15 protein-coding genes are annotated in these 14363 nt (G+C 56.2%); 7 read left to right on the top strand and 8 right to left on the bottom strand.

Features of this window, described 5'->3' with window-relative positions:
- Positions 1 to 55: 55 nt before the first annotated feature.
- The 3 genes from GKG36_RS09605 (at position 56) to GKG36_RS09595 (ending at position 3791) form a co-directional block, all read left to right on the top strand.
- Positions 56 to 976 carry a MoxR family ATPase gene (locus GKG36_RS09605; RefSeq protein WP_120080198.1) on the top strand — a complete coding sequence of 307 codons (921 nt, stop codon included), beginning with the start codon at positions 56 to 58 and terminating at the stop codon, positions 974 to 976.
- Positions 976 to 2730 carry a hypothetical protein gene (locus tag GKG36_RS09600; RefSeq protein WP_154260455.1) on the top strand — a complete coding sequence of 585 codons (1755 nt, stop codon included), beginning with the start codon at positions 976 to 978 and terminating at the stop codon, positions 2728 to 2730. The genes GKG36_RS09605 and GKG36_RS09600 overlap by 1 nt, the downstream gene beginning before the upstream one ends.
- Positions 2731 to 3038: 308 nt before the next feature.
- Positions 3039 to 3791 (top strand): hypothetical protein, encoded by a 753-nt coding sequence (locus GKG36_RS09595; RefSeq protein ID WP_154260453.1) that lies wholly within the window; start codon positions 3039 to 3041, stop codon positions 3789 to 3791.
- A gap of 47 nt (positions 3792 to 3838) precedes the next feature.
- Here GKG36_RS09595 and GKG36_RS09590 read toward each other — a convergent pair whose 3' ends face one another.
- The 8 genes from GKG36_RS09590 to GKG36_RS09560 all read right to left on the bottom strand — a co-directional run bounded on the left by GKG36_RS09590 (position 3839) and on the right by GKG36_RS09560 (position 11058).
- Complete coding sequence (locus GKG36_RS09590; protein WP_154260451.1) at positions 3839 to 5122, bottom strand: amidohydrolase family protein; 1284 nt, start codon at positions 5120 to 5122, stop codon at positions 3839 to 3841.
- 135 nt (positions 5123 to 5257) lie between these two features.
- The gene (locus tag GKG36_RS09585; RefSeq protein ID WP_154260449.1) at positions 5258 to 6244 is read right to left on the bottom strand and encodes a substrate-binding domain-containing protein; all 987 of its coding nucleotides are present in this window, start codon (positions 6242 to 6244) and stop codon (positions 5258 to 5260) included.
- A gap of 72 nt (positions 6245 to 6316) precedes the next feature.
- Positions 6317 to 7066 (bottom strand): amino acid ABC transporter ATP-binding protein, encoded by a 750-nt coding sequence (locus GKG36_RS09580; protein ID WP_154260446.1) that lies wholly within the window; start codon positions 7064 to 7066, stop codon positions 6317 to 6319.
- Between the two features lie 6 nt (positions 7067 to 7072).
- Positions 7073 to 7747, bottom strand: a complete 675-nt coding sequence (locus GKG36_RS09575; RefSeq protein WP_005945729.1) for an amino acid ABC transporter permease — start codon at positions 7745 to 7747, stop codon at positions 7073 to 7075.
- Positions 7728 to 8387, bottom strand: coding sequence for an amino acid ABC transporter permease (locus GKG36_RS09570; RefSeq protein WP_005945726.1), 660 nt, complete (start codon positions 8385 to 8387; stop codon positions 7728 to 7730). The genes GKG36_RS09575 and GKG36_RS09570 overlap by 20 nt, the downstream gene beginning before the upstream one ends.
- A 367-nt stretch (positions 8388 to 8754) precedes the next feature.
- Complete coding sequence (locus GKG36_RS14980; protein WP_275541414.1) at positions 8755 to 8886, bottom strand: hypothetical protein; 132 nt, start codon at positions 8884 to 8886, stop codon at positions 8755 to 8757.
- Between the two features lie 113 nt (positions 8887 to 8999).
- Positions 9000 to 10316 carry a GHKL domain-containing protein gene (locus GKG36_RS09565; protein ID WP_242961887.1) on the bottom strand — a complete coding sequence of 439 codons (1317 nt, stop codon included), beginning with the start codon at positions 10314 to 10316 and terminating at the stop codon, positions 9000 to 9002.
- 19 nt (positions 10317 to 10335) lie between these two features.
- Positions 10336 to 11058 (bottom strand): LytTR family DNA-binding domain-containing protein, encoded by a 723-nt coding sequence (locus GKG36_RS09560; RefSeq protein ID WP_173012943.1) that lies wholly within the window; start codon positions 11056 to 11058, stop codon positions 10336 to 10338.
- Between the two features lie 324 nt (positions 11059 to 11382).
- On the opposite strand from GKG36_RS09560, the gene GKG36_RS09555 reads away from it, so the two are divergent.
- From GKG36_RS09555 to GKG36_RS09540, 4 genes are all read left to right on the top strand, one after another.
- Positions 11383 to 11670, top strand: a complete 288-nt coding sequence (locus tag GKG36_RS09555) for a type II toxin-antitoxin system Phd/YefM family antitoxin (RefSeq protein WP_097775323.1) — start codon at positions 11383 to 11385, stop codon at positions 11668 to 11670.
- Positions 11654 to 11971, top strand: a complete 318-nt coding sequence (locus GKG36_RS09550; protein ID WP_097775322.1) for a type II toxin-antitoxin system RelE/ParE family toxin — start codon at positions 11654 to 11656, stop codon at positions 11969 to 11971. Before GKG36_RS09555 ends, GKG36_RS09550 begins: the two co-directional genes overlap by 17 nt.
- A gap of 639 nt (positions 11972 to 12610) precedes the next feature.
- The gene (locus GKG36_RS09545; protein ID WP_154260442.1) at positions 12611 to 13480 is read left to right on the top strand and encodes a DUF6017 domain-containing protein; all 870 of its coding nucleotides are present in this window, start codon (positions 12611 to 12613) and stop codon (positions 13478 to 13480) included.
- Entirely contained in the window at positions 13480 to 14268 is a 789-nt protein-coding gene (locus GKG36_RS09540; protein ID WP_173012950.1) for a ParA family protein, read from the top strand. The genes GKG36_RS09545 and GKG36_RS09540 overlap by 1 nt, the downstream gene beginning before the upstream one ends.
- The last annotated feature ends 95 nt before the right edge of the window (positions 14269 to 14363 follow it).

The following is a 14363-nucleotide window of genomic DNA, read 5'->3' as shown; positions in this document are numbered from 1 at the left end:
AAGCTGAACAGCCGGTTTGTGCCAGACAACCGGCAAAATCGAGGTGTTTGTACAAATGTCTGATCTCCTTGAAACTCTGCAGCAGGAAGGGGTAGACCCCGCTCTGCTGGAAGCAGTCCAACAGTACCGCGCTGCCCATGCCCTGCCGGACGCACTGCGCCCGCGCATTCCTTCCCCTGCCTTTACCTACTACGGCAAACAGGTGTGGGAGCAGGCGCTGGCGGCGCTGCTCTGCGGCGAAAACCTGCTGCTGGCAGGCGGAAAAGCCACCGGCAAAAACGTGCTGGCCGAGAACCTTGCCGCCGCCTTTGGCCGTCCCGCATGGGACATCTCCTTCCATGTGAACATGGACGCAGCATCCCTCATCGGCATGGACACTTTTGTGGACGGTCAGGTGGTGTTCCGGCCCGGCCCGGTATACCGCTGCGCCCAGTGCGGCGGCTTTGGTGTGCTGGATGAGATCAACATGGCCAAAAACGAAGCGCTGGCCGTGCTGCACGCGGTGCTGGACTTCCGCCGTGCCATCGATGTGCCCGGCTACGACCGCATCCCGCTGGCGGAGGAGACCCGCTTTATTGCCACCATGAACTACGGTTATGCCGGCACCCGTGAGCTGAACGAGGCCCTCACCTCCCGTTTCGTGGTCATCCAGATGCCCACCATTACGCAGGACGATCTGGAAAAGTTGCTGCGGACGCAGTTCCCCGATCTTGCTTCCAAGTATGTGCGCCAGTTTGCACTGCTGTTCCTTGACCTGCAGAAAAAGTGCGACAGTGCGGAAATTTCCACCAAGGCGCTGGATCTGCGCGGTATGCTGGATGCCCTGCGGCTGATCCGGCGCGGCATCCCGGCAGGCGCGGCACTGGATATGGGCATCACCAACAAGGCCTTTGACTCCTACGAGCAGGGCCTGATCCGTGATGTGATCGCAGCGCGCATTCCGGCCAAGCTGGATGCCGCCAAGCTCTTTGGCTGATGGACGCCCAGAGTTACACCGCGCAGGAGCGGCGTGCGGCCAATCAGGTCTGGGCTGCTGCAGGAGCCTATGGCTTTGAGCCGCTGTTTCTGGCCCGCTATACCGACGGCACCACCGATTTTTACATGAACACTGTCGTGGGCCTCATCCACAAATATTACGGTGACGCGCTGATCCGCAGCGTCTTTGACGCATGGGACGGTGATCTGCGGCAGACGATGCTGGACGACATGACATGGCTGTATCTGGAAAACGCCGCCTATCGGCTGGAGCTGCCCCGCCGCCCGGTTCTGGAAGCGCTGCGCCATGCCCATGCAGATTACTTTTTTGCGATTCAATACAAGCTCTCCCGTCAGGAGTGGATGGCAAAAAATCAGCTGGTCTACACCATGCAGGCTGCACGCTGGCGGCGTGTGCTGGGCCGTGCCGACCCGGTGATGACCCCTTATGAGTCCGGCCTTGCTGCCGCGCTGGCCCCGGAGCATGTGCCGGAGCCGGAACAACTGAAAGCCGAAATTTTATCGATCTACGCAAAATTCAACCTGTTCGACGGCACTGTGCACCAGAGAGCAGCTTTGCATCTGCATCTGGACGGCCTGCTGGCAAAGCTTGCCACCAAAGCCATGCCCACCCAGATGATCAAAACGGACCGCGTGACCGTGGAGCACTCAAACTCCGTGGATGCCGTAGGCGGTGGACTGGCGGTGGACAAGCGCAGGGCCCACATCACCCTGAAGCAGGATGCCGCGCAGGACAGAGCCTACATCGAAAGCTGCTTCGGCCGCTCTCTCTACCCGCCGGAACGGCTGCGCAAGGCTGAGCAGGAGCTTTGTGTGGGCGACCATCTGGGGTGCCATTTGTGGTTCAGTGCCGGTGTGCCCAGCCCGGAGCAGGCTCCCACACCGGAAGCAAAGCATCTGGCTGAACAGGCTGAGCTGCAGGCCGACCGCAACCGCGCTTATTACGCCAAAAATCGGGAACTGCACCGCAGTGTGGTGCTGCGGCTCACCGAGCAGATCCGCAACTGCATCCTTGTGCACCAGCAGCCCAACGCCCGTGTTGCCCGCAGCGGCAACCTGAACGCTGGGCGCATCTGGCGCGCACCACTTTTGAACGATGACCGGGTGTTTTTGTGTGCCGAGGAAGAGAACCAGCCCTCTTTTACGGTAGACCTTTTATTGGACGCATCCGCTTCCCGCCTGCACTGTCAGGAAGTGATCGCGGCTCAAGGATCCATTTTGGCCCAGAGCCTTGCGGCCTGCGGGATCCCGGTGCGGGTGTCCAGCTTCAGCAGCCTGCGGGGCTACACCGTACTGCGGGTGCTCAAAGGCTTTGCAGACAAAAACCTGCAAAACATCAACCGATATTTTGCTTCCGGCTGGAACCGTGACGGCCTTGCTCTGCGGGCCGCAGGCGACCTTTTGCAGTATGCGCCCGGTCCTGCGCCGCGGCATCTGCTCATCGTGCTGACGGACGCTTCGCCCAACGACAGCCGCCGCATCCCGCCCAGTGCAGAAAACCCGCTGGGCTGCGGTTACGAGGACGCTGCCGGTGTGGCTGACACTGCCGCGCAGGTGCGTGCGCTGCAGCGCATGGGCATCCGGGTGTCGGCTGTGTTCATGGGTGAGGACAGCTCTGCCGGTGCCGCTGCACAGATCTACGGCAAAAACATGGCCCGTATCCGCGGCATGGACCAACTGGCCCGCGCGGCCGGGCGGCTGATCCAAAACGAGATCCGTGAACTGGGCGATTGAACCATATTTTACCAGAACAGCCCACAGATGGGAGGCTTTGGCCTTGCCGTCTGTGGGCTGTTTTTGATACAGAACACAACTGATTCGCTCTTGCAACAACCATGTTTCGGGTCGTTGTTGCAGGATGCGCGGAAATATTTTGTTTTTCTACAAACTTATAGTTGTTTTCCGTTGTGAAGTATGCTATACTATGTTCAGTCAATAAAACATTCCTGCGTAAGCCGCCTGCTGTGCACCGGGTCGTTTGGCGCAGTGCCCATCCGTTATACAACGAACTGCTGTGTTATAGTTTCAGGAGGGAACCGATCATGGATGCCAACCGTTATTTTGATGCCATGCACAACGCTATGTCAGCTCAGCACCCCGGTGCGCAGCTGCTTTTAACGGTAAAGCTGCAGGACACCTGCGGCAACGATGCCTGCCTGGAGCTGAAGCAGCTGCCCGGTGAGAGCACCTCCATTCTGTGCTACTCCACCATGGGTCGCCGCTGCCTGAACTTCCAGCTGTTCCGCAAGGGCTGGCAGCTGTGCCACAACGCCGATGGCCAGCTGGTGGGCCGCTTTCCTTCCAGCGCCGACGGCCTGATCGACGAGACCGATTTCCGCGCCTACTGCCGGGAAGACCGGCTGGATCTGGCCCGCACCCAGCGCATCACCGCCGAGCTTCGCCAGTGCGCCGGTATCGATTATCGGGGCAGCATCCCGCAGAACGCCCGCACCGGTGCCGTTATTACCGTGGAGAGCTTTGTAGGGGCCGGTGCCCGCTGGACCTACTGGAGTCAGGATGTTCTGCCCAGCCTGCCGCTGGGTGCCATCCTCTACTGGCTGGCGGATCATCTGGCCGGTGCCGAGCGCCGCACCCTGCAGGCCGACCCGCAGGCAGCCCGCCTTGCCGCCCAGTGGCTGGCCGGTGATACAGCCGTATTCTTCCATCCGTCGGTGCCGATGACCGCCATGAATACGGTCTCTTCCGGCTCTGCACCCGCACGCCGCCGCACCACTGTGCCCGCTGCCCGCAACAAGAGCTGGCAAAGCATCATGGCCGTGATGGCAGGCATGTGAACGAAAAAGCAAGGAAAGACCGATCGTCTCTCCTTGCTTTTTCAGTATTATTCGAGGTACGGGTCCAGCAGGGCATCCACCGTTTTGTTCCGCTTGGGGTTCGGCTTTTTGATCACATGGCCGCGGCAGACCACCAGTTCCAGATGCTGCAGCGCACGCAGGTCTTCCAGCGGGTTGTGCTTTGTCACAATAAAATCTGCGCTCTTGCCCGGCTCAATGGAACCGGTCACGTCTCCTACTCCGGCCAGCTGAGCATTGCGCAGGGTGGCCGTGTACAGGGCGAACTGGTTGCTTACACCGCAGTATTTGTGGAAGTAGCACAGCTCCCGCCAGAAATCGTACTGGGTGATGTACGGACAGCCTACATCGTTGCCCAAGGCCACCGGGATGCCGTTGGCAAGGGCGGTCTTTGCGCTTTCCACCACGCCGTCAAACACGATCTTGCCGTTATACTGGTCCTTTTCCGAAGCGCCGGAAACCGCCGTATCAAACAGTGCGTAGGGCAGCGCCGGGGAGATGGTGGTGCACACAAAGGCTCCCCTCTCCTTGTAAAGCCGGATGGTCTCATCATCCATCTTTGCGCCGTGCTCAATGGAATCCACGCCGTTTTCCAGCGCCACCTTTACGCCTTCTGGCGACTCGGTGTGTGCCGCCACGGTATAGCCCAGCTTGTGGGCCTCGTCGCAGACGGCTTTGACCATTTCCGGCTTCATCTTCAGCTCGCCGGGGGTTCCCTTTTCCGCAGCATCCAGCACACCGCCGGTGATCATCAGCTTGACAAGATCCACCTTCTGTCCGCTGGCCTTTTTGAGCTGAGCAAGTGCTTCGGCATTGTTATGGGCCGCAACTGCCACCGAGCCCGCCATGTGTCCCCCGGGCACCGAAATGCCTTCGTTGGCAGCAAGGATGCGCGGTGCCAGCAGTCTGCCTGCAGCGGCATCGTCCCGGCAGCGGGTGTCAAAATCTGCAATGCCGCCCACGGTGCGGATGGTAGTCACGCCACCCAGCAGTTCCAGCTTCGCGTAGCTGCATACCAGCCTGTAGGCCACCGCACGGGTCAGGCCATTGCTCAGAATTTTGCGCACCAGCGCAGCATTATCCCGCGGCTTTGCGCTGGGCTTGCCGTTGCCTGCCAGATGCACATGCAGGTTGATCAGGCCCGGGCACAGATAGCCTCCGTGCAGATCGATCACCTCATAACCGTCCAGATCCACGCCCTCATCGACAATGGCAATGATCTTATCATCCTCGGTCAGCAGGATCTTGTGCGCTTCCGGCTGCATCTGCTCGGTGCCATCCAGCAGGATCCCGTTCGTATAGGCACGTTTCATTGGGAACATCCCCTCTTTTTCAGGTTTTTTCAGACAGGAGTTGTTTTATTTCAGTATAGCACGTTCCGGCAGATGGTGCAATGCAAAAACGGGCAGGAAAGGTTCAGCCCTCTCCTGCCCGCTCGGTGTTTTTATTTACTGTGCGGCTGCGCTGGAAGCTACTTCGGAAGCAGCAGCCTCAGAAGATGCGGCTTCCGAAGAAGCAGCTTCGCTGGATGCGGCATCTGCGCCGCCGGTCACGCCGCCCTCAACGACCAGCTCATCCTCATAGTCAAGGCCGTAGGTATCCACCAGAGTCTCCTCATAGTCCTTGTGGAAGAAGTTCTCTTCGCCCAGAGCCTTGATCTCCTCGTTCAGCCAATCCAGAACGGTGGTGTTGCCCTGGCTCACAGCGGGAGCAATGGTGTCCTGACTGCCCAGAGAGGGAATGCCGACCGTGTAGCCGGTGTTCTGCTTTGCAAATGCAATGACCTCGGTGTTATCGTTGGCCCATGCCACGCCGTTGCCATTCTCCAGTGCATTCTTGGCCGTTGCATAGGAATCGTACTTCTGCAGCGGAATGTCGGGGTACTCCTTGGTCAGGTAGGTCTCGGCGGTGGTGCCGGAAATGACGATCATCTGGTCGTCAGCGTTCCAGTTGTCCAGAGTGGTGATAACATTGCTGTCCGGAGAAATGACACCCAGAGCCACGTTCATATAAGGCAGAGCAAAGTCCACTTCCTCTGCGCGCTCCGGGGTCACGGTGAAGTTTGCCAGGATCACATCCGCCTTGCCGGTCTGCAGGTACTCGATGCGGTTTGCAGCCTCGGTGGAAACGAAGTTGATCTCCACGCCCAGATCCTCGCCCAGACGGCGTGCAAAGTAGACATCATAGCCCTGATATTCGCCGTTCTCGTCCACATAGCCGAACGGGTTCTTATCGGAGAACACGCCGATGTTGATGGTGCCGGACTCCTTGATCTGATCCAGAGTGCGGTAGACCACGCTGCTGCCGGATGCTGCGCTGCCGGATGCTGCAGTGGAAGCAGAAGAAGAGCCGCCGCATGCGGTCAGAACAGCGGCAGCGGAAACTGCACCCAGACCCAGCAGGAAGGAACGACGAGAGATCTTAGACTGTTTCATAATGATTACTCCTTTACAAAATCTTTCCCATTTGGCTGCGGAACACCCGCAGCCTTTATCTTGATCTGTGACTCATTTCACAGCATCAAACGTGAAGGTGCGCAGGAAGCGTTGCGCGCGCTCGGTCTTGGGCTGGTCAAAGAACTCGGCCGGTGCAGCTTCTTCCACGATCTTGCCGCCATCCAGAAAGATGACGCGGTTGGCAATGGCGCGGGCAAACTGCATTTCGTGGGTGACAATGATCATGGTCTTGCCCTGCTTGGCAAGGTCCAGCATAACGTCCAGCACCTCGCGCACCATTTCCGGATCAAGGGCAGCAGTCACTTCGTCAAACAGAAGGATCTCCGGGTGCATACACAGTGCGCGCACGATGGCAACGCGCTGCTTCTGGCCGCCGGAAAGCTCCCGCGGGTAGCTGTTTTTCTTGGCAAGCAGGCCCACACGGTCCAGCAGAGCTTCGGCCTCCTGCTGCACTTCCGCTTTGGGGCGCTTCTGCACCTTGGTGGGTGCCAGAAGCACATTGTCCAGCACCGTCATGTGCGGGAACAGCTCGTAGCTCTGGAACACCATGCCGATGCGCTGGCGCAGCTGGGTCAGATTTTTACCGCCGTAGGCAACGGTCTCATTGCCCAGCCGCACCCGGCCGCTCTGGGTGGGCTCCAGACCATTCAGACAGCGCAGCAGGGTGCTTTTGCCGCAGCCCGAAGGGCCGACCACCACGATGACCTCGCCGGGCTTGACAGCAAAGCTGATATCATCCAGCACGGGGGTCTCGCCATAGGCCTTGATCAGATGTTCAACAGTCAAAATAGGTTCTGCCATGTACGGTCACTTCCATTTCTTTTCGAGATAGGATGCCAGCAGACTGATGGGCCAGCATACGAAGAAATATAACACGAAAACCGTGAGATAAATGCCAAACGCTGCGTTGGGGCTGGCGGTGCGGTTGGCCTCGATGATCTGCTGTGCTACCTTGATCACTTCCACCACACCGATCATCAGCACAAGGCTGGTGGTCTTGATCATGCGGGTAATCAGGTTGATGGACAGCGGGATCAGGCGGCGCACCGTCTGCGGAATGATGATGTACCAGTAGGTCTGCGCACGGCTCATGCCAAGGGCCTCGGCGCTCTCATACTGGTGCTTCGGAATGGCGATCAGCGCACCGCGCACAAGGTCGCTCATTTCTGCGGTGCCCCACAGCACAAACACGATGATGGATGCCGTCTCGCCGGAAAGATTCCACCCAAAGGCACGGGTGGTGCCGAAGTAAACGAGGAACAGCAGCACCATCTGCGGCATGATGCGGACGAACTCCAGATAAAGCCGCAGAACCGCCTTGATAACGGGGTTGCGGGAGGTCATGAGCACGCCCAGCAGGATGCCCAGCGGCAGGCTGATGATCACCGAGACGGCGCTGATCTTGAGTGCAACGCCAAGGCCGCCCAGCAGGCGGGCCATGTTTTTGCCCTTGAACAGGACATCAAGACCCAAATCCAGCATAGCGCAGCCTCCTTTCGATCAGGCTGCCCACAATGGACACCGGCAGCAGAATGATAAGGTAGAACACCACCAGCAGAAACAGACATTCGATGGTTTTGGAGTACATGCCGATCAGGTCCTTTGCCGTGAACATCAGGTCCATCAGGCTGATGGCGCTGAACACGCTGGTCTCCTTGAGCAGGAAGATCACATTTGCCATGAAAGCCGGCATACTGGTGGACATGGCCTGCGGCAGAATGATGTAGCGCATGGTCTGCCAGCGGTTCATGCCAAGGCTGTAGGCACTCTCGGTCTGGATGGGCTCAATGGCTTCCAGACCGCTGCGGAACGCTTCGGCCATGTAGCTGCCGCCCAGAAACGCCAGACCGGCAATGCCGCAGATCTCGGCATTGGTGCGGATGCCCACCTTGGGCAGGCCATAATAAATGAAGAACAGCTGCACCAGCAGCGGTGTGTTGCGGGACAGCTGGATGTAAACACCCACGATCTGCCGCAGAACGGGCACCTTGTCATACTGGATCACTGCGCAGGCAAGGCCAATGATGATGGCAAAAATGATGCCTGCAACGCCCAGCCGCACGGTAAGTACAGCGGCCTTCTGGTAGAGCGGCAAATATTGCTGGATCGCATTCCAGTCCATTGCCGGATTCCTCCCTTGTATCCTGATTTGCGGGTCAAAACAAAACGCCCGGAAGCTCCCTCTTCAAGTAAGCTCCCAGGCGGTCAGCGACAGATCCTTCTGCGTGTTCCCACACAGAATATGCAGATATGCTCACACGGCATACCATACTGCAGGGCGGCCGGTCCGGGAAGCGTTTGCGGTACAACAACACATTGCGCAACAACACATCATAGCCGTTTCCTCCCTGAATGATCTCAATTTTCGGATTTGCTCGACCCGATGCACGTAGTTTACACCCTATTACCCATTATGTCAATATGATTATGGGACTTCTTTCGATTCTTTGCTCATTCAGCCTAAAATCATATCATTCTATGTGTAAATTTTATTCATTTTTCAACTTGACCGTATGCGTCGTGCGGACAGCAAAAAGCCCTCCCGTCGAGGGGAGGGCCGGGCCGGATAAAGATTTTTTAGGAAAGTTTAAGAAACAGCCGGTTTTGCTTTCTGCTGCCATATGCTCCCCTCCTGCCTTTTCTTTTATAAATAAGTATCATGATTTCCCGGGAAAAGTGCAATCAAAAGGCACCGGCTTGTGCAAAAAAGTCGGTGCCTTGGGGCAGGAATATTTTACAGGTTCAGCAGCACATTGGCCCGGAAAACGTTGCCGCCCGTTTCCACCGTCAGATTGCCGTGATACCTGTGCACGGCAGTTTCGACGGAAACAAGGCCGATGCCCTGTCCGTCATGCTTGGTGGAATGCAGAACGCCGCCCTGCTTTTTCAGCACGCCGTCATAGCGGTTCTCCACCATCAGGCCCATCATGGCCGGGCTGAGCATCCGGGCCAGCACCTTGATCTGCCGTTCTTCCGGCGGCAGCTTCTGGCTGGCATGGAGCGCATTTTCCAGCAGGTTGCCAAGAATGGTGCACAGGTCGGCCTCCGGCAGGGGCAGGAGCTTGGGCAGTTCCAGCTTCCATTCGATCTGGATGCCCTGTTTCCGGGCCTCGTAGTCGTAGTGGCCGGCAAGCGCATCCACCGCAGCGTTGACGCACAGGGTGGGTCTGGCATCGCTGAGTTCGCTCTCGTACTGGCTCAGGTAGCTTTTCAGTTCATCCAGCCGCCCGGCCTCGGTCAGGCCGGAGATCACATGCAGGTGCTGGCGGAAATCGTGCCGCAGGTGGCGGGTCTGTTCCAGATAGCTGCGCAGCTCCATATAGCGGCGGGACTCCACGGCCAGCAGCTGGTTTTCGCGGTCCAGCTGGGAGCTGCGGGCATACTCCTTTGCCACGCGGTACATCTCGTACAGCAGCAGAAAGATGCCCAGCAGCGAGATGCTCACTGCCAGCACCGCGATGATGCGGATGCGGTTCATCAGGATGACGCCGATCTCCTTCGGCATACAGAACACCAGAAACGCCGCGTACAGTGCCGGCAGCGGCCATGCCGACTCCCAGAAGGCTTCGCCGTGGTACTCCTGCAGCAGCCACCGGCTCCAGCGCACTGCCGTAAAACGGAAGATGGCGCTGAGTATCACCGAGAGGGTCAGGCAGATGACCGAGGTGCTGGGCAGAAACACCGGCTGTGCATTGTCCAGCTCAGCTTCCGCGTTCAGCACAATGGCAAGCAGGGTGCACACAGACATCATCACTGCCGACACTGAGAACAGAAACATGGTCTGGCTGATTGATACTTCCCGGTCGGTGCGCCAGCGCAGCAGCCAGAAGCTGATGATGAGCAGCGGGATGAGCAGGAAATTCGTTTCCATGTCCAGCATGCAGCACACCGCTGCGCCAGCCAGACCCATCAGTGTGATCGCCGACGCACCGATGGCATAGGTTTTACGCGGTGCACGCAAGTGCTCCTGCAGCGAGGCAAGGCAGAGGTATTCTGCCGGATACATCATTGCAAATTCCAGAAAAAAACGTCCAAACAATGCAAAATTCACAAGCGCTCTCCTTTCCGGGTCAGAATTCCCGCTGCATACCACGGAACTGGTACTGCGTAAATTGGGCAAGCAGACTGTTTTTGTCCTTCTGCCGCACCGGCAGATGAGTCCCATCCAGCATTTCAATGCAGTCGCCCTCAAACCGCAGCACCTTGGACATGTTGATGATCACGCCGCGGTTGCACACCAGAAATTCCGGCTGGGTCTGAAGCTGTTCCTGCACCTGTGCAAAATTTGCCGTGGCCCGGCACTCGCCGTCATCCGTGACCACACGCACATAATGGTTCTGTGCCGTAGCATAGTAGATCTTGGTCAGCGGCAGCCGCACGATCTGCCGGGCAATGCGCACCTCCAGCTCCGGCTGCTGGCGGCACAGCACCCGCCGCAGCTCCCCTGCCAGCTGCTCAAACTTTTCTTCCTTATAAGGCTTGAGCAGATAATCGAATGGATGTACCGGAAAGGCATCCCACACGTACTCTGGCGAGGATGTCACAAACACGATCAGCAGGTCCGGGTCGGCCGCACGCAGCCGCTGCGCCGTCTCAATGCCATTGGTGCCCTCCATGCAGATGTCCAGAAACACCACCTGATACCCTTCGCGCCAGCCGGCCCGCAAAAATTCATCTCCGCTGGCAAAACAGCTGCAGGATATGTTCTCATTTTCAAATGCCTTTTTCAGCAGCTGTTTCAACCGTTCGGCATCCGGCTTGCTGTCTTCCACGATCGCCGTCTGCAGGTTCATTGCTGCACCCCCTGTTCCTTCTGCTTCCCTGTTTTTTATATTATAGCACAAGTTCTGCCTTCCGTGGTCTGCCATTCGCGCACAAAACAGCCCGTTTCGCGCAGGTTGCGGCAGTGGGCAGAAATTTTTTTGTGTTTTCCTGCTGCAATGCAAAACAAAAAAGGCACCACACAATGTGTGATGCCTTTCTGATCTGGTGGAGAATACCGGGATCGAACCGGAGAACGAAGTGACAGCTGTTCGCATTGACTTCGTTGCACAATATGGATATAATATAATTAGAATTTTACTATTATAGATCGTTCAGGAGCAGGAGGTGCTTTTATGAATATCCGTCCATCTGCAGCGATTCGTCAGAACTACAACGAGATCGCCGATCTGTGCAGAGAAACCGCTGAGCCGATTTTTCTCACCAAAAACGGCGAGGGTGACTTGGTCGTCATGGACATCGAAACCTACAACCGCCGTGAAAAAATGCTGAAGCTCCGCGAAGAGCTGCTTTCCGTGGAAGAGGACCGGATGCGTGGAAGCGAGGGCTATTCGATCGACGAGGTCACTTCCATGATGCGCAGTGCGATCAAGGAGGCCGCCGGACATGGAGCAGCAAAATAAATACCGCGTGATCGTGTCAGCACGGGCTGCTCAGATGCTGGTGTCCCACGCCGCATTTCTGGCACAGGTCAACCCTGCAGCAGCAGAGCGGCTTACAGTGGAATTTGAAAAGGCTGCAAAATCTCTGGAGCAGATGCCGCAGCGCTGCCCATGGCTCAAAGGCGAATACATTCCTAAAAATGCTTACCGATTTATCTTGTTTGAAAAACGCTATATGCTTATCTTCCAGATCGTAGATCATACGGTTTATGCAGATCATGTGGTAGATTGCAGACAGGATTACGGCTGGCTCATCCGATGATCAACAAAGGCGGTGGCTTTCCCTTTTGTGGGAAGCTCCCGCCTTTTTCTGCGTCTGTATAAAAAAAGCGCCATACTTCCTACGAAGTACAGTGCTTTTTGGTGGAGATTACCGGGCCGATTCTGATCACGGTGACCCTCTTGCAGTCCATGCACGGCACTCTTCTGGGTGAGCTAAGCCCTCACTCGTTTGGCAACAACAAAAAAACACCACACATTTCCGTGTAGTGCTTTTTCCTTCTGGTGGAGAATACCGGGATCGAACCGGTGACCTCTTGCATGCCATGCAAGCGCTCTCCCGAACGGTATCGAAACGCACCCCCACACGAAAGTGCGGGGACAGGCTTAATATCGCGTTGATACGTTCTATCCACCCAAAAGGTTCACAGTTGCATCCTGCTTCCAGGAATCATGCTCCGCCTACAAGGCAATTTTACCACCCAATTTTCAAGTGTGTCAATGGGTTTTGCTCAGAGAGAAGGTCATTTACGAGAAAAGTTTTTTTCTGACAGCTTACTTAGCGCAATTTTGATTTTACACATCAAAGTTGCGCTTTTTATTTTCCCCAAAAGTATTGACAAGGAGGTTTTCTCAACGATGCCGATGTATTATCGCTGTTTTTTATCCATGAACCAACCGCATGACCCTTGACTACTTCTACGGACAGACTGGAGAGCTTTTCTCCTTCTACCGCATTCCAAAGGCTCTTTTTCAGGAGCAGCGGTTCCAGAGCCTGTCCACGGATGCCAAAACCCTGTATGGTATCCTGCTGGACCGCATGAGCCTGTCGGTGAAAAACGGCTGGCTGGACAAGCAAAACCGGGTGTTCATCATCTTCACAATCGAGGATGTCAAGAGGGCATTGTGTTGCGCAGACAACAAAGCAACCAAGCTGCTCCGGGAACTTGAAAAATTTGGTCTGATTGAACGAAAACGCCGAGGGCAAGGAAAGCCAAGTTTGGTATATGTGAAAAACTTTTCGGCAGAATCTTCAAAAGAGAGTGTCAAGAATCGTGATAATGACGATTCTTGTGGCTTCAAAATCGCGTGTCAAGACCCTGCAAAATCACGGTGTAATAAGACTAAAGAGAATGATACTGAAATGAGTGAGACTAATCTCTTCTATTCCGAAGAATCGGATGGGATGAGTAAGCGCGCCCAACTGGAAGAATATTTTTCGCAGTCTTTGGAGGTAGACCTTCTGCTCCGGCTCTGCCCGGATGATGAGGACACCATCTATCAGATCGTAGATTTGCTGGTGGACACCTGTGCTACCAACCGCAAGCTGCTGCACATCGCCGGGGACGATAAGCCCGCCGAGGTGGTACGTAGCCGATTTATGAAGCTGAACGCCGACCACATCAAATTTGTGTTGAAGTGCCTTGCAGAGAACAGCAGCCCAATCAGGAACATGAAGCAATACCTGCTCGCTTCTCTGTACAACGCACCGACCACCATGCAGCTTTACTATCAGAATCAGACCAACCACGATTTAGCGAAACGGGGGTGATAATAATTTCCAAAAAAGCAACCACGATTGCCATTGTCAACCAAAAGGGAGGCACTGGCAAAACAACAACCTGTGAAAATCTGGGTGTTGGCCTTGCCGCCGAGGGTAAGAAGGTCCTACTTGTAGACGCTGACCCGCAGGGTTCACTCACCATTAGTATGGGCTGGCAGAAGCCGGACGAACTGCCCGTTACTCTTTCTACCCTGATGCAGAAAGCCATGAACGACCAGTGCATTCCGCCCGGTGAAGGTGTGCTGCACCATGCAGAGGGTGTAGACCTCATCCCGGCCAGCATTGAGCTGGCAGGGCTGGAAGTTGCCCTTGTCAATACCATGAGCCGGGAAAAAATGCTGAAGCAAGTCTTGGACAGTGCAAAGCAGGACTATGACTATATTTTGTTGGACTGCACTCCCTCCCTTGGGATGCTGACCATTAACGCGCTGGCGGCGGCAGACACTGCTCTGATACCCGTACAGGCACAGTACCTTTCCGCGAAAGGTCTGGAACAGCTTTTGCAGACCATCAACAAGGTGCATCGGCAGATCAACCCAAAGCTGAAAATCGAAGGTATCCTGCTGACGATGACAGATAACCGCACCAACTATGGCCGACAAATCGACACGCTGATCCGGCAGGCATACGGAAAGCACATCAAAGTGTTCGGTCAGACGATTCCCCACTCCGTCCGTGCAGCGGAAATCAGCGCGGCGGGTAAGAGCATCTTTGTCCATGACCCGAAAGGCAAAGTGGCAGAAGCCTATAAATCTCTGACGAAGACTAACTATTAAAAGTCAAGCCCTAAAATAAAAAAATCCGCCAACCATCCGCTGCCCATGACAAACATCATTCAAATGCTGGCCTTGGAGTAGCGAGGGTGACGGAG

Source organism: Faecalibacterium sp. BIOML-A1, assembly GCF_009679715.1.
Classification (GTDB): domain Bacteria; phylum Bacillota; class Clostridia; order Oscillospirales; family Ruminococcaceae; genus Faecalibacterium; species Faecalibacterium taiwanense.
Note: the sequence above shows the minus strand (reverse complement) of the source record. Positions and strands in the feature narration are given on the sequence as shown.